At 68.5% G+C, this 18,495-nt stretch carries 16 protein-coding genes; 6 read left to right on the top strand and 10 right to left on the bottom strand.

The features are described 5' to 3' along the window. Positions 1-39: 39 nt before the first annotated feature. Positions 40-1,638 (bottom strand): ABC transporter substrate-binding protein, encoded by a 1,599-nt coding sequence (locus ACOJTB_RS13270; protein WP_420102996.1) that lies wholly within the window; start codon positions 1,636-1,638, stop codon positions 40-42. Positions 1,639-1,896: 258 nt separating this feature from the next. On the opposite strand from ACOJTB_RS13270, the gene ACOJTB_RS13275 reads away from it, so the two are divergent. From ACOJTB_RS13275 to ACOJTB_RS13290, 4 genes are all read left to right on the top strand, one after another. Further along, the gene (locus ACOJTB_RS13275; RefSeq protein WP_420102997.1) at positions 1,897-5,307 is read left to right on the top strand and encodes a transglutaminase family protein; all 3,411 of its coding nucleotides are present in this window, start codon (positions 1,897-1,899) and stop codon (positions 5,305-5,307) included. A gap of 72 nt (positions 5,308-5,379) precedes the next feature. Beyond that, positions 5,380-7,899 carry a circularly permuted type 2 ATP-grasp protein gene (locus tag ACOJTB_RS13280; protein ID WP_420102998.1) on the top strand — a complete coding sequence of 840 codons (2,520 nt, stop codon included), beginning with the start codon at positions 5,380-5,382 and terminating at the stop codon, positions 7,897-7,899. Beyond that, a complete protein-coding gene (locus ACOJTB_RS13285; RefSeq protein ID WP_420102999.1) occupies positions 7,896-8,774 on the top strand; it encodes a transglutaminase family protein in 879 nt (292 codons plus the stop codon). The genes ACOJTB_RS13280 and ACOJTB_RS13285 overlap by 4 nt, the downstream gene beginning before the upstream one ends. A 19-nt stretch (positions 8,775-8,793) precedes the next feature. Beyond that, positions 8,794-9,999 carry an MFS transporter gene (locus ACOJTB_RS13290; RefSeq protein WP_420103000.1) on the top strand — a complete coding sequence of 402 codons (1,206 nt, stop codon included), beginning with the start codon at positions 8,794-8,796 and terminating at the stop codon, positions 9,997-9,999. A gap of 16 nt (positions 10,000-10,015) precedes the next feature. On the opposite strand, the gene ACOJTB_RS13295 is transcribed toward ACOJTB_RS13290, so the two are convergent. The 3 genes from ACOJTB_RS13295 to ACOJTB_RS13305 form a co-directional block, all read right to left on the bottom strand. Continuing rightward, the gene (locus ACOJTB_RS13295; protein ID WP_420103001.1) at positions 10,016-11,020 is read right to left on the bottom strand and encodes a BMP family protein; all 1,005 of its coding nucleotides are present in this window, start codon (positions 11,018-11,020) and stop codon (positions 10,016-10,018) included. Positions 11,021-11,078: 58 nt separating this feature from the next. Further along, positions 11,079-12,524, bottom strand: coding sequence for an aldehyde dehydrogenase family protein (locus ACOJTB_RS13300; RefSeq protein WP_420103002.1), 1,446 nt, complete (start codon positions 12,522-12,524; stop codon positions 11,079-11,081). Positions 12,525-12,633: 109 nt separating this feature from the next. After that, the gene (locus ACOJTB_RS13305) at positions 12,634-12,786 is read right to left on the bottom strand and encodes a hypothetical protein (protein ID WP_420103003.1); all 153 of its coding nucleotides are present in this window, start codon (positions 12,784-12,786) and stop codon (positions 12,634-12,636) included. A 153-nt stretch (positions 12,787-12,939) separates the two neighbouring features. Here ACOJTB_RS13305 and ACOJTB_RS13310 point away from each other — a divergent pair, with 153 nt between their 5' ends. Next, entirely contained in the window at positions 12,940-13,428 is a 489-nt protein-coding gene (locus tag ACOJTB_RS13310) for a pyridoxamine 5'-phosphate oxidase family protein (protein WP_420103004.1), read from the top strand. A gap of 49 nt (positions 13,429-13,477) precedes the next feature. On the opposite strand, the gene ACOJTB_RS13315 is transcribed toward ACOJTB_RS13310, so the two are convergent. From ACOJTB_RS13315 to ACOJTB_RS13330, 4 genes are all read right to left on the bottom strand, one after another. Continuing rightward, positions 13,478-14,203, bottom strand: coding sequence for a phosphatase PAP2 family protein (locus ACOJTB_RS13315; RefSeq protein WP_420103005.1), 726 nt, complete (start codon positions 14,201-14,203; stop codon positions 13,478-13,480). Beyond that, entirely contained in the window at positions 14,200-15,129 is a 930-nt protein-coding gene (locus ACOJTB_RS13320) for a diacylglycerol/lipid kinase family protein (RefSeq protein WP_420103006.1), read from the bottom strand. Before ACOJTB_RS13320 ends, ACOJTB_RS13315 begins: the two co-directional genes overlap by 4 nt. 13 nt (positions 15,130-15,142) lie before the next feature. Continuing rightward, on the bottom strand, positions 15,143-16,027 hold the full coding sequence (locus ACOJTB_RS13325) for a transglutaminase-like domain-containing protein (RefSeq protein ID WP_420103007.1): 885 nt from the start codon (positions 16,025-16,027) through the stop codon (positions 15,143-15,145). Positions 16,028-16,317: 290 nt separating this feature from the next. Beyond that, positions 16,318-16,695, bottom strand: a complete 378-nt coding sequence (locus ACOJTB_RS13330; RefSeq protein ID WP_420103008.1) for a PRC-barrel domain-containing protein — start codon at positions 16,693-16,695, stop codon at positions 16,318-16,320. 317 nt (positions 16,696-17,012) lie between these two features. Between ACOJTB_RS13330 and ACOJTB_RS13335 the strand changes: the two genes are divergently transcribed. Continuing rightward, a complete protein-coding gene (locus ACOJTB_RS13335; RefSeq protein WP_420103009.1) occupies positions 17,013-17,273 on the top strand; it encodes a hypothetical protein in 261 nt (86 codons plus the stop codon). 116 nt (positions 17,274-17,389) lie between these two features. Here the strand turns inward: ACOJTB_RS13335 and ACOJTB_RS13340 are convergent, their stop codons facing one another. After that, the gene (locus ACOJTB_RS13340; RefSeq protein WP_420103010.1) at positions 17,390-18,136 is read right to left on the bottom strand and encodes a UTRA domain-containing protein; all 747 of its coding nucleotides are present in this window, start codon (positions 18,134-18,136) and stop codon (positions 17,390-17,392) included. 11 nt (positions 18,137-18,147) lie between these two features. Continuing rightward, positions 18,148-18,495 (bottom strand): amidohydrolase family protein (locus ACOJTB_RS13345; protein ID WP_420103011.1); only part of this gene is annotated, 348 nt, incomplete at its 5' end.

Here is an 18,495-nt window from a genome sequence, read left to right on the forward strand (position 1 = left end):
CGCCTCCCCCCCCCGAGGCAGCGGAGGCGAGGCCCGTGATCAGCCCTTGGTGATCGGGGCGTAGAGGTTGGTGTCGGAGCTCGGCCCGATGACCCAGCCCTTCACGTTCTTGCGTTCGGCCGTGACTTCGACCTGCTGGAACATGATGACGACGGGCGAGACCTTCTGATGCTCGCGCTGGAGCTCGCCATAGACGGCGGCGCGCTTGGCGGCGTCCGACTCCAGCACGTTCGCCTGCGTCTTCTTGGTCATCTCCGGGATGTCCCAGGCATTGCGCCAGGCCAGCGTCTTGGACTTGGCATCCTCGCCGTTGTTCTCGTTGATCGCGAAGGTCTCGGCATTGGTGTGCGGGTCGAGATAGTCCGGCCCCCACTGGCCGATATAGATGTCGTGGGTGCGGGCGCGGTACTTGGTCAGGGTCTGCTTGCCGTCGCCGGGAATGATCTCCAGCTTGACGCCGGCCTGGGCCCAGGTGGCCTGGATCGCCTGAGCGATATCGGTGATCGGGCTCACCGAGCGGGTGTCCATGGTGACGGAGAAGCCGTTCGGCAAGCCAGCCTTGGCCAGGAGGTCCTTGGCCTTGGCGAGGTCGAATTTGTAGGGCTGGTCGTCGATCGCGCCGAGGAAGCCCTTCGGCAGGAAGGCCTGGTGGCCCTTATAGGTGCCCTCGACGATGTTCTTCTCGATCGCGGCGTAATCGACCAGATATTTCAGCGCCTCGCGCACCTCGGGCTTGGCGAGGTTCGGATTCTTCTGGTTCAGGCCGAGATAGAGAATGTAGCCCTTGTCGCCCTGGACGATCTCGATGTCCTTGTTGGCCTTTACGCCGTCGAGCTGGTCCTTGGAGAGGTTGCGGGCCATGTCGATGTCGCCCTTCTCGAGAAGCAGGCGCTGCGAGGCCGGCTCGGCGACATGGCGCACGACGACGCGTTTGTTCTTCGGCGCGCCCTTGTACCAGCTCTCATTGGCGTCGAGCGCATATTGCTCGTTCGGGCGGTAGGCGCGGACCTTGTAGGCGCCCGAGCCGGCGGAGTTGAGCTTCAGCCACTCATTGCCCCAGTCGCCGTTCTTCTCATTGGCCTTGACCAGCTTGGAGTCGACCACGGCCGCGACGCCCGAGGTGAGGCAGTTGAGGAAGAAGGTCGGCGCGAAGGGCTGCGAGACGGTGATGACGACCGTCGACTCGTCGGGCGCCTTCACCTTGTCCAGCACGGTATCCTTGTTGAGGCCGAACTGGGTGAGGATGAAGCCGGGCGACTTGTTCAGGGTGACGGCGCGCTGGATCGAATAGACCACATCGGCCGCGGTCAGCGCATTGCCGGAGTGGAACTTGACGCCGGGGCGCAGCTTGAAGGTGTAGGTCAGCTGGTCGGGGCTGACGGTCCAGCTCTGGGCGAGTTCGCCGACGAGCTTGTTGCCATTGGCCAGATCGACGCCGATCAACTTGTCATAGACATTGGCGCCGACCTCGACGCCCGAAAACTCGAAGGCCTCGGCCGGATCGAGCGAGATGATGTCGTCGATCTGCTTGGCCATCACCACCGTGTCCTTCGGGGTCTGGGCCATGACCGAGGTGGCGGTGGTCGCCATCAAGGCGGTAAAGGCCGATACGGCCATGAGCTTGGCAAAGTGACGCATTGTCATCCCCGTCTGAGGTTTTCTGGCCGTCCCATCCGGAACGGCTTTCGTCGAAATCTGCGCTGACTTCGCGTCGGCTGTCCAGTCGGACGGAGCCCAGCGTGAGAGCAGATCGGGGGATTGTGCACACCAGATAGGCATCGACCCAGCCGGCTGGCGCGCCAGCGGTCATGACCACCCTTGCGCTGAGTCCACGGCCAGCTAACCTTCGCGGCGCCGGGCCGTTCCGGCCTTGCCGCAGAGACAGGTGCCGACGCCTTGGCCATCATCGCAGCGCTGAACCACGTCACGCATTACCGTTACGACCGCCCGGTCACGCTCGGCCCGCAGATCATCCGGCTTCGGCCAGCGCCGCATTGCCGGGCGGCGATCAACGCCTATTCGCTCAAGGTGACGCCGGCACAGCATTTCGTGAACTGGCAGCAGGACCCGGCGGGCAACTGGCTGGCGCGCTTCGTCTTTCCCGAGGCGGTGAGCGAATTCCGGATCGAGGTGGACGTCGTCACCGAGCTGTCGATCATCAACCCCTTCGACTTCTTCGTCGAGACCGAGGCCGAGACCTTCCCGTTCGACTACGATCCGCAGCTGAAGGAAGAGCTTGCGCCCTATCTCGTCACCGAGCCGGCGGGGCCGCTCTTGGACGATTTCATGGCCGGGCTGCCAACCGAGCCGGTCAACACGGTCAATTTCGTCGTCGACCTGAACGCCCGGCTCCAGCAGATGATCGCCTATGGCATCCGCATGGAGCCGGGCGTGCAGGAGCCGGAACACACGCTCCAGATCCGCTCCGGCTCCTGCCGGGACACCAGCTGGCTCCTCGTGCAGATCCTGCGCCGGCTCGGCCTCGCGGCCCGTTTCGTCTCCGGCTACCTGATCCAGATGAAGGCCGATATCGACCCGATCGAGGGGCCGCGCGGCACCGACAAGGACTTTACCGACCTCCACGCCTGGGCGGAGGTCTATATCCCCGGCGCCGGCTGGATCGGGCTCGACCCGACCTCCGGCCTGCTCACCGGCGAGGGGCACCTGCCGCTGGCGGCGACGGCGCATTATCGCTCCGCCGCGCCGGTCTCGGGCGTGGCGAGCTATGCGGAGACGACCTTCGATTTCCATATGAGCGTCGAGCGCGTGCATGAGGTGCCGCGCATCACCCTGCCGTTCTCGGACGAATCCTGGCAGGGGCTCGACGCGCTGGGCGAGCAGGTCGAGGCGGATCTGAAGGCGCAGGACGTGCGGCTGACCATGGGCGGCGAGCCGACCTTCGTCTCGATCGACGACCAGATCGGCGAGGAATGGAACACCGCCGCCGTCGGCCCGACCAAGCGCCAGCGCGCCGACACGCTGATCCGCCGGCTGCGCGAGCGCTTCGCGCCCGGCGGCATGCTGCATTACGGCCAGGGCAAGTGGTATCCGGGCGAAAGCCTGCCGCGCTGGGCCTTCGCTTTGTACTGGCGCCGCGACGGCCAGCCGATCTGGCGCAACCCGGATCTCATCGCGCGCGAGCCGGGGGCGCAGACGGGCGTCGACCGCGAGCTGGAAGCCCGCGCCTCGATGGCCGATGTCGAGGACTTGGCGGAGGCGCTGGCGCGCCAGCTCGGCATCGAGCCCGATTACGTGCTGCCGGCCTATGAGGACAGCGGCTACTGGCTGCTGAAGGAGGCCCAGCTTCCGGAGAATGTCGACCCGCTCGATCCGCGCCTGGCGGATCCCGAAGAGAGGGCCCGCATGGCGCAGGTGTTCCAGCTCGGTCTCGGCGCGCCGCGCGGCTACGTCATTCCGGTTCAGCGCTGGCAGGCTGCGGCGAGCGACCGGCGCTGGCGCTCGGAAAAATGGCGGCTGCGGCGCGGGCGGCTCTTCCTCGTTCCGGGCGATTCGGCACTGGGCTACCGGCTGCCGCTCGGATCCCTGCCGGTGATCGCGCCGGCGCTCTATCCGCATGTCCATCCGCAGGACCCGCTGGAGGCCCGCGATCCGCTGCCGACGGCGAACCCGCCCCGGAGCCGCTCTGGTGGCGCCGGAGCGGAGGACCGCCCGGCGCCGGCCGCGGCGGCAGCGAGTGCGGACGGCCGGCCCGCCGCGCCGCAGCGAACCTTCGGGAAGGAGAACGAACGGGCGTCCGGCCGGCAGGAGCGCGTCGAGCAGGAGATCGGCGGCGACCACGTTCGCACCGCGGTCAGCCTCGAAATCCGCGACAACGTGCCGTGCATCTTCATTCCGCCGGTCGAGCGCGTCGAGGATTATCTCGATCTGGTGGCGTCGATCGAGGCGGCGGCGGAGGAACTCGGCCTGCCCGTGCATATCGAAGGTTATGCGCCGCCCTTCGACCCGCGCATCGACGTGATCAAGGTCACGCCCGACCCTGGCGTCATCGAGGTCAACATCCATCCGGCCTCGGATTGGCGCCAGGCCGTCGCGATCACGCAGGGGGTGTATGAGGAGGCGCGGCTGTCGCGGCTCTGCGCCGAGAAGTTCATGGTGGACGGGCGCCATACCGGCACGGGCGGCGGCAACCATGTCGTGCTGGGCGGCGTCACCCCGGCGGATTCGCCCTTCCTGCGCCGGCCCGACCTCTTGAAGAGCATCGTGCTCTACTGGAACCGGCATCCCTCGCTGTCCTATCTGTTCTCGGGTCTCTTCATCGGGCCGACCAGCCAGGCGCCGCGCATCGACGAGGCGCGGCAGGATGCGCTTTACGAGCTGGAGATCGCGCTGGCGCAGGTGCCGGGGCCGGGCCAGGGCACGATCCCGCTCTGGCTGGTCGATCGGCTGTTCCGAAACCTGCTGGTCGACGTCTCGGGCAACACCCACCGCACCGAGATCTGCATCGACAAGCTCTATTCGCCGGACGGGCCGACGGGGCGGCTCGGCCTGCTGGAATTCCGCGGCTTCGAGATGCCGCCGGATTCGCGGATGTCGCTGGCGCAGCAACTCCTGCTGCGGGCGCTGATCGCCTGGTTCTGGCGCCAGCCGCAGGAGGGTGCGCTGGTGCGCTGGGGCACCGCGCTGCATGACCGCTTCATGCTGCCCGAACTGGTCTGGCAGGATTTCCGCGATGTGCTCGCCGATCTGCAGCGCGCCGGCTACGCTTTCGATCCGGTCTGGTTCGAGGCGCAGGCCGAGTTCCGCTTCCCCTTCTTCGGCAAGGTCGCCCATGGCGGCGTCGAGCTGGAGATCCGGCAGGCGCTGGAGCCCTGGCATGTGTTGGGCGAGGAAGGCGCGATCGGCGGCACGGTGCGCTATGTCGACAGCTCGGTGGAGCGTCTGCAGGTCAAGGCGACCGGCTTCGTACCCGGGCGCCACATCATCACCTGCAACGGGCGTCGCCTGCCGATGACCGATGTCGGGGTGAAGGGCGAGGCCGTGGCGGCGGTGCGCTTCAAAGCGTGGCAGCCGGCGGCGGGGCTGCATCCCACCATCCCGGTCCACGCGCCGCTGACCTTCGACATCGTCGACAGTTGGGTCGGCCGCTCGCTGGGCGGCTGCGTCTACCATGTCGCGCATCCAGGCGGTCGCAATTACGAAACACCGCCGGTGAATTCTTACGAAGCGGAGGCCAGACGGCTCGCACGTTTCGAGGCGATCGGTCATAGTCCCGGCTCTCTGGCGATTCCGCCAGAGGAACGCAGCGCCGAGTTCCCGTTCACACTGGATCTCAGGCGCGGGGGCTGAAACGAGGCGCGGCTTACCGCTTTCCGTCCGAGCAGGGTGGAGGCCGCGCGCAAGGCTGGGGCTACCGATCACATGGCGGTGCAGGGGCGTATCCGCTCTGGACGCACGAAGGCGGAGCGGCGCGCCGCGCTGCTGGCCGACTATCGCCCGCTGCCCGGAGCCCATGACGAGTTCATCGACGCGAACGGAACGGTGCGCCCGCATTGGGAGCCCTTCCTCGACGAATGGTGCGGGCTCTCGCAGGCGCAGTTGGCGCAGCGCTTCGGCGTCGCCGACAGGCATGTCCACGACACCGGCGTGTCCTATCGCGTCCATGGCGACGTCGATGCGCGCGACCCCAGCGCCGGCGAACGCGCCTGGCCGCTGAGCCATGTCCCCCTCGTCATCTCGGGGGCGGAATGGGCGACGATCGCCGCCGGCGTGGTTCAGCGGGCGGGCCTGCTCCAGACCCTGCTCGACGACATCTACGGCCCCGGCGAGCTCGTCGCCAACGGGCTGCTGCCGGCCGCCGCGATCACCGGCAGCCCCGACTATCTGCGGCCTTTGCACGGGGCGCCGGGCGCTGCGGCGCTGCAGCTCTATGCCGTCGATCTCGGGCGCGGGCCGGACGGGCGCTGGTGGGTGCTGCAGGACCGGGCCCAGGCGCCCTCCGGCACCGGCTATGCGCTGGAAAACCGGCTGGCGATGACCCGCGCCTTCCCGGACATGTTCCGGTCGATGAACATCGAGCGGCTGGCCGCCTTCTTCCAGGGATTCAGGGCGGGGCTGGTCGAGCGCTCCAAGCGGATCGATCCGCGAATCTGCCTGCTGACGCCCGGGCCGCTCAACGAGAGCTATTTCGAGCAGGCCTATCTCGCCCGCTATCTCGGCTTCCTGCTCGTCGAGGGCGCGGATCTGACGATGCGCGAGGAGCGGGTGCATGTGCGCACCATCGCCGGCCTCAAGCGCGCGGATGTGATCTGGCGGCGCATCGATGGCGATTTCGCCGACCCTCTGGAGCTGAACGCCCGCTCCCAGCTGGGCGTCGCGGGGCTGGTGCAGGCGGTGCGCGCCGGCCAGGTCCATATCGCCAACGGGCTGGGCTCCGGCGTCGTCGAGACCCGCGCCCTCATGGGCTTCCTGCCGGCCCTGGCGGAAAAGCTGCTCGGCGCGCAGCTGATCCTGCCCAATATCGCGACCTGGTGGTGCGGCCAGAAGGCGGAGCGCGACACCGTTCTCGACCGGCTGGACGAGATGAGCATCCTGCCCGCTTTCCGCTCCGACCGGGGCGTCGACCCGGCGCCGATCGTCGCCGGCGAATTGCCGCCAGCCGAGCGCGAGGCGCTGTGCCGGCGCATCGCCGCGGCCGGCCCGACCTTCGTCGGGCAGGAGGTGGTGCGGCTCTCGACCATGCCGGTCTACGAGGAGGGCCGGCTGAAGCCGCATCCGATGACCCTGCGCGTCTTTGCGGCCGCCACCCCCGAGGGCTGGAAGGTGATGCCCGGCGGCTTCTGCCGCATCTCCGACGAACCCGACGCCCGCGCCGTCAGCATGCGCAACGGCGTCCGCTCCAGCGACGTCTGGGTGGCCTCGCAGACGCCCGTCGAGCCGGTGACGCTGCTGCCGGCGGCAGACAGCATCGGCATCCGTCGGATCACCGGCACGCTGCCGAGCCGGGCGGCGGATAATCTGTTCTGGCTGGGGCGCTATCTGGAGCGCGGCGAGGCGACCTTGCGCCTGGTGCGGGCCCTGCTCGGCCGCGTGACCGATGCCGATGCGCCTGCCCCCGGCCGGGCGCGGGCGCAGCGTCAGCTCGCCGAACTGCTCGTTTCCTGGGGCGCGACCTCTGCCGGCAAGGGGCTGACACCGGCCGAGCAGGCCCATGGCGCGCTGCACAGCCTCGAGGATCCAGGCTCGGCTGCCGCCTCGCTGCGGGAAGCGCGGCGCACGGCATCGGTCATTCGCGAGCGCCTCTCGATCGATGCCTGGCGTCTCTTCGGCGATCTCCAGCGCCAGCTGGCTCCGGCGGATGGCCGCAGGCCGCCGGAAGGCGAATCCTTCGAGCTGGCCGACCGGGCGCTGAAGACCCTCGCCGCCTTTTCCGGCCTCAGCCAGGAGAACATGGTGCGCGGGCCGGGCTGGCGCTTCCTCGATATCGGCCGGCGCATCGAGCGCGGCATCGCTACCTGCCGCTTCGCCCGGCAATTCGCCGAAGCCGATGCGCCGAGCGAGGCGCTCGACGCCCTGCTCGACCTGACCGATTCGCAGATCACCTATCGCTCGCGCTATCTGCTCGGCGCCAGCCTGCTGCCGGTGCTCGATCTGGTGATGCTCGACCCCTATAATCCGCGCTCCTTCGCCTTCCAGATCGAGCGGCTGGACGCCGAAATCCGCGAACTGCCGTCGCTCAACGAGGACGGCATGCTGGAGGAGCCGCGCCGGCTGGCGCTGCGGCTGGCGGCGGACTGCCGCACCGCCGAGGCTGGCCGACTCGACCGCGCCCGCATCCAGCTCTTCGAGCAGATGCTCATGGCGCTCTCCTCCGCCATCGCGGACCGCTATTTCCTCCAGAATGGCGGGCCGGAAGGCTCCAGGCTGACGGGGATCGCGTGATCTACGATGTCCGCCACGTCACCACCTACGGCTACAGCCGGATGGTGCCCTTCGCGCGCTGCATCCTGCGGCTGCTGCCGCGCGACGAGCCCGGCCAGCGCGTCGAGAATGGCGAGATCCTGATCACGCCGCGCCCCGCCGAGCGCAGCGACGGGCTGTGCTTCTTCGGCAACCGCATGACGATGATCTCGGTCACCCGGCCGCATCGCGAATTGCGGGTGGAGATGCGCGCCCGCATCACCGTCGAGCGGGCGCCGCCGCCTCATCCGGGCCTGACCCGGAGCTGGGAGGAGGTCGCGGCGCTGGCACTGGCTTCGGCCAGCCTCGAGCCATCCTCGCCGGCGCATCACCTCTATCCCAGCCGGCTGGTGCCCGCCGTCGCGCCCGTCCTCGCCTATGCGCGCGAAAGCTTTCCGACCGGCCGGCCGGTGCTGGAAGCGGCCTGCGAGCTGATGAGCCGCATCCGCCGCGAGTTCACCTACGACCCCGACGCCACCGAGGTTTCGACGCCGCTGGCGGAGGCCTTCGCCGCGCGCCACGGCGTCTGCCAGGACTTCGCGCATATCATGATCGCGGGGCTGCGGGGGCTGGGCCTGCCGGCGGCCTATGTCAGCGGCTATATCCGCACCATCCCGCCGCCGGGGCAGAAGCGCCTGGAGGGCGCCGATGCCAGCCATGCCTGGGCGATGATCTGGTGCGGCCCGGAAATCGGCTGGATCGGGCTCGACCCCACCAACGACCTGATCGTCGGCGACGACCACATCGTCACCGCCATCGGCCGCGACTATGCCGACGTCTCCCCGCTCGACGGCGTGCTGATCGGCCCCGGCTCGCAGAAGATCGCCGTGGCGGTCGATGTGATCCCGGTGGGGTGAGAGAGCCGGAGCGGCGGGCATGTTCATCCTGACGCCTCTGCGCGATTCCCGCATCGGCCTTCTCTGGGGCGCCCAGCTGCTCTCTGCCACCGGCGCCGAATTCTACATGGTGGCGGTGATCTGGATCGCTTCGGGGCTGATCGGTGGCGATGCGGGCTATGTTTCGGCGCTGCAATCCGGTGCGCTGCTGGCTGGGAGCCTGTTCGCCGGCGTGCTGACCGATCGCTGGCGGCACGGCACCACGATGGTCGGGGCCAGTCTTTTCAGGGCCTCGCTGTTGCTTCTGCTGGCGGCAGCGAGCGGCTTCGGCTTCATGTCGCTGCCGTTGCTGGCGGTCATCGCCGGCCTCGTGGCGCTCGCCACCTCGGTCTACGACCCTGCGCTGCAAGCGACGCTGCCGGTGCTTGCCCCCGGCACGGCGGTCCGTCATGCGGTGAACGGGCTCTTCGACGCGACGCGGCGGATGGCGCGCATTCTCGGACCCAGCCTGATCGCGCTGGTGAACGGGCTCGTGCCCATCGGCCAGTTCTTCGCGATCACGGCCGGCGCGTTCCTGCTCTCGGCCTTTGGCGTCAAGGCGGCTCTGCGAGACATCGAGGGGCCCGCGCCCGAGCAGCGCAAGGGCTGGGCCTCGGCCATCGATGCTGTGATCGGCGGGGGGCGGGCCGTGCGGCACCACCGCCTGATGCATTTCGGTCTCGCTGCGGATTTCATCGGCAACGTGACGTGGTCGATGGGCGTGCTGCTCGGCATGGCGCTGTATCTGCGCGCGAACAGCCCCAATCCACTCACCGCCTACGGCCTGATGATGAGCGCCTATGGCGCCGGCAATCTCGCGGCCAACCTCGTGCTGGCGGGCTTCACCCCGCGCCGGCCGCTGCTCTGGCTCGTCATATCCAAGCTCACCTTCGGGCTGGGCGTCCTGCTGATGCCCTTCGCGCCCAATATCGCAGCGCTGATGGCCTGCGCAGCGCTCGCAGCCGTCAACGGGCCGTTCGAGAACCTCGCCTTGCTGCACATCATCCAGCATGATTTCCCGCCGCAGCGGATCGCGCAGGTCTACCGGCTGCAGATGTGCGCGGTCTTCGGCGGCTCGCTCGCCGGCTACCTCGCCGCGCCCACGCTCTTCGCCGCGTTCGGCCTCACACCCGTGATCGCGACGCTCGGTGCGATCACGCTGGCGACGGGGCTCGTTGGGCTTGTGCTCAGGCGGCACCTCGCCTGAGCGAGGCTCCCGGCTGTCAGGCCGGCGTCTCGAATTCCGCTCCGCTCCACTCCACCGGCACCTTCAGCGAGCCGGCGACGATCGCCTGCCCTGCGGCCTCGATCCGGCTGCGGATCTCCGGCGGCACGCTGGGTGCCATGACGAGCCGTACCGCCTCCGGCGTTTCCAGCCCGAGATGCTTGACCTGCCCGACCGCGAGGCGGCCGGCCGCGTGATCGGCGACCGCGTCGTAGAGAGCCCGGCCGGAATCGGCAAAGGCCGAGCCGATGAAGACGTCCGGCGCGATCGCCGTCCAGTCGCCGACATTGCCGATCTGCCTGGCGCCCAGCTCGCGGCAGGCGTCGATGGCTCCGGCGCGGCCGGCATTCAGCATGGTAAAGATCACCCGCGCATCCCTGGCGATCATCGCTCTGGCGATGCGGCCGGAGAGGGCGTTGTCGTCCTGGTTGCCCGAGAAATTCGTCAGCAGCGTCACCTTGGGATCGGCCTGAGCGACGCCGGCTGCATAGGCGGCGCGACCCTTCAGCCCCGGCGTGACGCGGATGCCGGACATGTGGCCGACGACGCCGGTGGGGCTCGTCAAAGCCGCGAGCATGCCGGCGAGGAAGGCCGAATGCTCCTGCAGCACCTCGTAGCTGGCGAGGTTCGGGCCAGTGACGTTGCCTTGCGTGACGACGAAGCGGATGGCGGGAAATTCCGCCGCCACCGCCTTGGCGGCGGCGTTGTTCTGCCCGCCATGGGCGATGACGAGATCGGGGCCCTCGGCGGCGAGCATCCGCAGGGCAGCGGTGAGGTCTTCGGGCTTGGGGGCGACGCCCTGCTGCACGATGGCCCGGGCGCCGAGCCGCTGCTCGGCAAGCTTCAGCCCCTCATAGCCTGCCTGCATGAAGCCGCGATCGTCGATGCGGCCGGCGAACAAGGCGGCGACCTTGAGGCGCGACTGGGCGAGCACCGGCGCGGCGATCAGGGTGCCGGCAAGACCGGCGAGGATGGTGCGGCGGCGATAGCGGGCAGGCGACATGAAAACGGCTCCGGATGACATCCGGAGCCGTGGCAATTGTCGTGCCGGAGAGGGGTGTTCAGGCCAGCGTATAGGCCGTCTTGACCGTGGTGTAGAACTCCTTGGCGTAGGCGCCCTGCTCGCGCGGGCCGTAGCTGGAGCCCTTCCGGCCGCCGAAGGGGACATGATAGTCGACGCCGGCGGTCGGCAGGTTCACCATCACCATGCCGGCCTCGCTGTTGCGCTTGAAGTGCGTAGCGTATTTCAGCGAGGTGGTGCAGATGCCGGAGGACAGGCCGAACTCGGTGTCGTTCGCGACGGCCAGCGCCTCGTCATAGTCCTTGACGCGGACGATGTTGGCGACCGGGCCGAAGACCTCCTCGCGCGAGATGCGCATGGCGTTGGTCGTCTCGGTGAAGAGCGCCGGCTGGAGATAGAAGCCGGGGGTCTCGCGCTTCAAGAGCTCGCCGCCGAAGACGAGCTTGCCTCCCTCGTCCTTGGCGATCTGGATGTATTTCAGATCCTGGTCGAGCTGGTTCTGATCGACGACAGGGCCGATATGCGTGCCGGCTTTCAGCGCGTCATCGACGACCACGCCCTTGAGGCGCTCGATGCAGGCCTCGACGAAGCGGTCGTGGATGCCGGCCTGGACGATCAGGCGCGAGGAGGCCGTGCAGCGCTGGCCGGTGGAGAAGAAAGCGCCGTTCACGGCGACTTCGACCGCCGTCTTGAGGTCCGCATCGTCGAGCACGACGAGCGGGTTCTTGCCGCCCATTTCGAGCTGGACCTTCTTCATCGGGTTTGAGGCGATGCAGGCCGCCGCGACCTTGCGGCCGGTCGCGACCGAGCCGGTGAAGGAGATCGCCGTGACGTCCTTGTGCTCCAGCAGCGCCTGGCCGACGACCGAGCCGCGGCCCATGACGAGGTTCAGCACGCCCTTGGGCAGGCCGGCGCGCTGGATGATGTCGACCAGCGCCCAGGCCGAGCCGGGCACGAGGTCGGCCGGTTTGATGACGACGCAATTGCCCCAGGCCAGCGCGGGAGCGATCTTCCAGGCCGGGATCGCGATCGGGAAGTTCCAGGGCGTGATCATGCCGACGATGCCGATCGGATCGCGGGTGATCTCGACACCGACGCCCGGGCGCACCGAGGGCACCATCTCGCCGCCGAGGCGCAGGCACTCACCGGCGAAGAATGCGAAGACCTGGCCGGCGCGGCCGGCTTCGCCGATGCCCTCGGCCAGCGTCTTGCCCTCTTCGCGCGAGAGCAGGCGGCCGAGTTCCTCCTTGCGGGCGAGGATCTCGTCCGAGGCCTTTTTCAGGATGTCGTAGCGCTCCTGCGGCGTCGTGCGGCTCCAGGCCGGAAAGGCCGCCTTGGCGGCGGCGACGGCGGCGTTCAGATCCTCGACGCTGCCCTGCGCATATTCGCCGACGACATCGTTGGTGTTCGAGGGATTGATGTTGCGGGAGGCATTGGCTCCGCCCGCCCATTCGCCGGCGATGAGGTTCTTGAAGGGGGCGTTCATCAGTTTCTCTCCCAAGCAATCTGCCGGCCCGTTGTTAGCGGTTTTGCACCGCGCTGGCCATTATCCGGGAGGGACGCGGCGTCCCGCTGATCGCAGGACGCCGGAGAGGTCACTTCTTCTCGATCGAGATGCCCTTGTTGCCGACGGAGATCTCGACGCCTTCCGGCTTCTTGCGCTCCTGGTAGAGGGAGTAACCGGTCACCGCCAGAGCCGCGACCAGCACGACGACGAGCAGAACCAGGAGATTGCGGGAAGCGGGCATGGACGAACCTCGATAAAGGCGGCTGGATGCGCCGCGGCGCCGCACAAACGCGCAAGGGGTGCAGAGGTTCCGCCGATGCGCGAGGGGCGCGCGCGGGCAGCATTGGTGCAAGCGAGACGGCATGGCATGATGCCGGGCACGAGGGAGCGCGCCATGCCCGAAAACGAACTTCAGGAGCGGATCTGGACCGCGCTGGCGGACCACCCGGTCGCGATGGTGTCGCTGGCGACTCCCGAGGGCGTGAAGACGCGGCCGATGGCCGGCCATGTCGACCGTGAGCATCACCGGCTGCTCTACATTTCGCATCGCCACACCGGCATCATCGGCGCGGCGTTGCGCTCGCCTGGCGTGTCGGTGGCGATCAGCCAGGAGGATCGCAACTTCTATGCCGCGCTCAGCTGCGCGGCGAGCGAGGAGAACGACCGGGAATGGCTGCGGCGAATCTGGACGCCGGTGGCCGATGCCTGGTTCACCGGGGGCAACGAGGACCCCGATGCGACCATCCTCGCCCTGACGCCGCTGGAAGCGGAAATCTGGGACGGACCGTCCAGCAGCGTGCTCGTCGCCTTCAAGCTGGCGGCGGCGCGCCTGCTCGGCCGCACGCCCTCGCTGGGCGTCAATGCGACGGTGCCGATGCGCTGATCGCAGGCCCGGCGGGATGCGACGGCATCCTCGGGGCAGATGATTCGGTTCAGGCCGGTTCGGCTGCTGCCGCCCAGCGGCCGATCCAGGCGGTGACGAGGCTGGCCCAGGCGAGGCCCAGCAGCCATCCGCCGAGCACGTCGGTCGGCCAGTGGACGCCGAGATAGATGCGGCTGAGCCCGATCAGCACCACCATCACCCAGGCGAGCACCAGACAGAGCCGCGCCATCTCGGAGCGCTTCGAGGCGAGGCCGACGAAGCCGGCGATGGAGAGCATCGTCACGGCCGAGAGGAAAGCGTGCCCGCTCGGAAAGCTCGCCGTGAAGGTCAGCGCCTCATGCGCGACGATATCGGGCCGGTCGCGGCCGATCGCCATCTTGAGGATGGTGCTGGCCAGCAGCGCGGCGAGCACGCTGGCCACCAGCCCAAGCGCAAGCGGGCGATGCCCGCCGAGCCAGAGCGCCAGCGCCGCCGCCAGCGTCATGAAGAACAGGCCGGTGAAGCTGCCGAAGGAGGTCATGTCGCGCACCGCTTCCTGGAACCAGGCCGGCCCGAGCGGGGTGGAAGGGTCCCCCGGCTGGCGCAGCATCAGGATCAAAGTGCGGTCGAGCCCAAAATCATGGCCTGTCGAGATCAACGCGGCGAGGGCGAGGAAAGCGAGCCCGGCTGCGACCGGCAGCAGCAGCCTGGGCTGCAGAATGGAAGGGCTGCGGCTCGCCAGCGTCGGGCGCGCGGGAGTGACGGCGCCGGGGCGCTCGGAGCGGAGCTCGGTCATTCTGCCCCCGCGGGTCGCGCCGCGATCACTTTCAGGGCGCGCGGCAGGAGGCTGTAGGATTGGGTGCCGCTGCGCCGCTCGACCTCGCCGTCGAAGGTCACATGGCCACGGCGCTTGTCGCGGCGGGTCAACGTGACGGCGCTGCCGGTGAAGGAGACGAGGTTCTTGGCTGTGCGCCAGCTGCCTGAGGCGATCGAGAGCGCCGCCTTCGCGCGCGAATAAAGACCGCCGGCATTGAGGACATGCACTTCGAACAAGCCGCCATCCAGCGCGCCCCGGCGCCAATCAGGGCCGTCGAACTGATTGACCGTGACCAGCACGGCGTCGGCCTGGACCATGACGTGTTCGTTGCCGACCAGCAGATCGACCGCGATCGGCCGAGTGAACAGGATCGAACGGGTGGCGGCGAAGGCGAAGGCCACGGCCCGGCTGAAGGGAAAGCGTCGGCGGGCCTGTTCGCGCTCGCGAGCCATGAGGCTGAAGAAGCCCATGCCGGAAATGGAATGGAACATCCGGTCGTTGACCCGGCCGACATCCATCTCGACAGGCGCGCCGCCGCACAGGGCCTTCACCTGCTCTTCCAGCGTGCCGTAGAGGCCAAGATCGCGGCCCAGCACGTTGACCGTGCCCATGGGCAGGATGCCGACCGGCTTGCCAGCCTGGATCAGCACCGGCAGCACGCGGTTGATGGTCCCGTCCCCGCCCGCAATGACCGGCACGGCGTCGTCCGCCTCGATGGCGAGCGACAGCGCATCGTCGAGATCGCGCGGCGGCACGAGCCGGATCTCGGCCTGGGAGCCGCAGGCCGCGAACGCCGCTTCCAGTCTTTTCCGGAAGGCGTCGGCGCCCGCTTCGAGAACGGTGCCGGCGCGGGCATTGGCGATGACGGTGTGACGCATGGTGAAGGACGAGATGGTGCGCGCCACGGTTCTCGCAAGATCAGAGGGAGGGACGCGCCAGGAACGAGGCCCGCGTCACCGGCATCAGCGGCAGGGGCTCTTCCTCGATTTCCTCGGTCATGACCTCGAAATGCTGCAGCGTGTGCGTGCCGAACGAGCTGATCATCGCCGCGTCGGTCGCATCTCGCCCACGGCAGATGACGACCCGGCCGATCCGCGCCTCGTTGTGGCGGGCATCGAAAGTATGCCAGCGCCCGCCGAGATACACCTCGAACCAGGCGTTGAAATCCATCGGCGCCGGATCGCGCGGGACGCCGATATCGCCGAGATAGCCGTTGCAGTATCGCGCCGGAATATTCATGCAGCGACAAAGCGCCACCGCCAGGTGAGCGAAGTCGCGGCAGACGCCGACGCGCTCCTCGAAAGCCTCCGCGGCGGTGCGGGTCGACCGGGCGAAGTGATACCCGAACGTCAGGTGGTTGTGGACGAAGTCCACGATCGCCTGAACGCGCGACCAGCCGGGGGTGGTGCCGCCGAACAGGCTCCACGCCTGCCCGCTCAGCTTGTCGGTCTCGCAATAGCGGCTGCCGAGCAGGAAGGGCAAGACATCGTCCGGCAGACGCGACGGCGGAACTTCCGCGGCATCGGGGCTCTGACGGTCGGGCTCGCCGGAATCATGGATCACGCCCTCCGATTCGAGGCGCACGCCACCCGCCGGCGCGACGATGCGGCGGCAGATATTGCCGAAACCGTCGAGATGCTGGCTAACGGCGATCTGCCGGCCAGGATCCATCAGTCCCGTCACGCGCATCTCGTCGGGCGACGTCAGATCGTGACGCCGAGAGGGATGGACATCGAGCAATGTGATCAGCGGCAGATCCTGAGCGCAAACCAGTTCGATCCGATATCCGTAGCGGATGAGCATTCCGTACTCCTGAGCGAGAAGGCGATGGCTGCGAGACAGTGTTCGGCGCCGAAGCTGCGTCGGCTCGATATCTGCGGAATAGACGCGGCAGTCTCGACAAGGTTCCGCAACGTCGCGCAGTCGTTTTAGGGAGCCGGGAGGCAGTCACATTGATCGCCGCGCCAAAGCGGCGACAGCGAGGGTTTTCGCGACCCTGAAACGGAAGATGCGGGCCTTTCGGCCCGCAACCCGCCGCCACGACGGTTCGGCTGGGGGGATAGCAACCGCCGCGACAAGCAACTGGCGGCTGGTTACATCATCCAGTACGGCATGGTGCCGTAATAGTCGTGAACCCTCTTGCCGTAAGCCTTGTCTTCCCAGTCGGGCTCGCCCTCGCTGTCATACATCGGGGCCGCCTCGAGCTTTTCCTTGGTCAGCGGAACGACGTAGCCGCCGCGCTGCGGGTCGTAATCCAGGACGCTCCACGGAATGGGATGATATTTCTCGCCGAGGCCGAGAAAGCCGCCGAAGGACATGATCGCATAGGCGACCTTGCCGGACTGCTTGTCGAGCATGACGTCATAGATCTCGCCGAGATGATCGCCGGCGGTGTTGTAGACATCGGTCCCGGCGACGCGGGCGCCGGCGATGAGCGGGTTGCCACTCGTCGAAACGCTGGTCATCGACATGTGCCGTCTCCTCTCGCTTGTGGGCTGCGACCGGGGAGCCGTTGGTGGAAGGCGAAGCCCGATCGAATTCACGGCACCAACTCCGCCACTTCACGGAAGGTTCCCACCCGATCTCATGTCGAGACGGATTGTCCGCGCTCGGGAGACGCTCTTTCGCATCCCGCTTCTTGCCGGCACTGCTTAGCCCGGCCGTCTGAACGCACGGCCGAGCCGACTTCCGTAGCAGATGGTCGGCGAGATCGGACGCGCGCGGAACCTTTGCCCCTCACTCCTGTTGTTCGCCTCGACACAGAACGCGATCCGCGGAGGAGAATTCCATGAAGAAGCTCATGCTCATCGTCGCCTGCGGTGCCGCCATCGGCGCCTGCACCCCGCGTGAACAGAATGCCGGCACGGGCGCCCTGATCGGCGCCGGTGCCGGTGCCGTCATCGGCGGCGCGGCGACGGGCCGGGCTGGCGGCGCTCTCGCCGGTGCGGCCATCGGCGGCGCCAGCGGCGCCATCATCGGCGGCGCGGCCACCCCGCAATACTGCTATGGCCGCGACGAATACGGTCGCCGCATCACCTATTCCTGCTGATCCGCTCGCGGTTTGGACGGACAGAGGGCTCGCCGGAGACGGCGGGCCCTTTTTCTATGCCGACCGGCCGGAAGCTATGCCATAATGCGCCAGGTGCCGCGCCGCCCGCGTGCCGGTCAGGCCGGCCCATAAGGTCCGAAGCGGCCGACGAAGCGGTGGCGGGGGCCGGGGTAGAGCAGTTGCACCGCCGTCACGGCGCGGTCCTGGGCCCAGGTACGCCTCTCCACCAGGAGGCAGGGCGCGCCGGACTCGATTTCCAGCAGCTCAGCCTGTTCGGGCGTCGCGCCGACCGCGCTCAGCGCGTGTTCCGCTTGGGACCACAGGCTGTTTTTCAGCAGCCAGTCGCCGGGGGGCGTCTGTGCGAAGCGCTCGGTCGCGGCGGCGGGCACGGCGGCGAGGTGGATGATGCGCTCCTCGAGCACGTGAGGGCGCCCGTCGGCGCGGTGGAGCGTGACGAGATGAACCACCTTTTCCGAACGGCGCAGGCCGAAGCGCTCCGTCAGCTCCGGGCTCGGCCGGCCGTCCGTCCGCTCCAGTACCTCGTAGCCATAGGCCTGCCCGAGCTTCGCCACCTCTTCGGGAATGGAGAGGATATCGAACATGGCGTGGCTGGCGGGCGGGCTCGCGACGACGGTTCCCGAGCGGCGCCGGCGCGTGATCAGCCCTTCGCGCGCCAGTTGCACCAAGGCGCGATGCACGGTCATCCGCGAGGCGCCGAGCTGCTCCATCAAGGCGTGCTCGGGCGGCACGGGCGTGCCGGGCGGCCAGGCGCCGCCTACGATCAGATCGCGGATCGCCCGGCGGATCTGGTCGTAGACCGGCCCGGTGCCGTCGAGCTTCACCCTCTCAAGCTCCGGCTCCATCGGCTTCCCCTTCAGGCCGCGAGCAGGCGGCGCATCACCGCAGCGAAGCGGGTTCGCACCCCCTCGCGGGCGTGGTGGCGCCCGTTTTCGACGAGCATGCGCCCGCCGACAAGCACATCCCGCAGGGGAAGAGCATTGGCGGCGAAGATCGCGCTGTCGAGCGCATCGGCGCCGTCGCGGCCGACCAGGGACGGATGGTCGAGATCGAGCGTGACCAGATCGGCGCGGCAGCCGGGCGCGATCTGCCCGATGGCGCGGCCACAGGCCTGCGCGCCGCCGGCGCAGGCCATCCTCCAGAGCGCGAGCCCGGTCGAGGCCTCCTCTTGGGCGAAGAGCGCGCGGCGCCTGTCGCGCAGGCG

The organism is Allobosea sp., assembly GCF_048595345.1.
Lineage (GTDB): Bacteria > Pseudomonadota > Alphaproteobacteria > Rhizobiales > Beijerinckiaceae > Allobosea.

Coding starts and splice junctions, on each gene's coding strand:
- ACOJTB_RS13305 (WP_420103003.1), bottom strand. CDS start 12,786: ATGCCCGCTTCCCGCAATCTCCTGGTTCTGCTCGTCGTCGTGCTGGTC.
- ACOJTB_RS13290 (WP_420103000.1), top strand. CDS start 8,794: ATGTTCATCCTGACGCCTCTGCGCGATTCCCGCATCGGCCTTCTCTGG.
- ACOJTB_RS13295 (WP_420103001.1), bottom strand. CDS start 11,020: ATGTCGCCTGCCCGCTATCGCCGCCGCACCATCCTCGCCGGTCTTGCC.
- ACOJTB_RS13335 (WP_420103009.1), top strand. CDS start 17,013: ATGAAGAAGCTCATGCTCATCGTCGCCTGCGGTGCCGCCATCGGCGCC.
- ACOJTB_RS13300 (WP_420103002.1), bottom strand. CDS start 12,524: ATGAACGCCCCCTTCAAGAACCTCATCGCCGGCGAATGGGCGGGCGGA.
- ACOJTB_RS13340 (WP_420103010.1), bottom strand. CDS start 18,136: ATGGAGCCGGAGCTTGAGAGGGTGAAGCTCGACGGCACCGGGCCGGTC.
- ACOJTB_RS13315 (WP_420103005.1), bottom strand. CDS start 14,203: ATGACCGAGCTCCGCTCCGAGCGCCCCGGCGCCGTCACTCCCGCGCGC.
- ACOJTB_RS13330 (WP_420103008.1), bottom strand. CDS start 16,695: ATGTCGATGACCAGCGTTTCGACGAGTGGCAACCCGCTCATCGCCGGC.
- ACOJTB_RS13310 (WP_420103004.1), top strand. CDS start 12,940: ATGCCCGAAAACGAACTTCAGGAGCGGATCTGGACCGCGCTGGCGGAC.
- ACOJTB_RS13325 (WP_420103007.1), bottom strand. CDS start 16,027: ATGCTCATCCGCTACGGATATCGGATCGAACTGGTTTGCGCTCAGGAT.
- ACOJTB_RS13280 (WP_420102998.1), top strand. CDS start 5,380: ATGGCGGTGCAGGGGCGTATCCGCTCTGGACGCACGAAGGCGGAGCGG.
- ACOJTB_RS13270 (WP_420102996.1), bottom strand. CDS start 1,638: ATGCGTCACTTTGCCAAGCTCATGGCCGTATCGGCCTTTACCGCCTTG.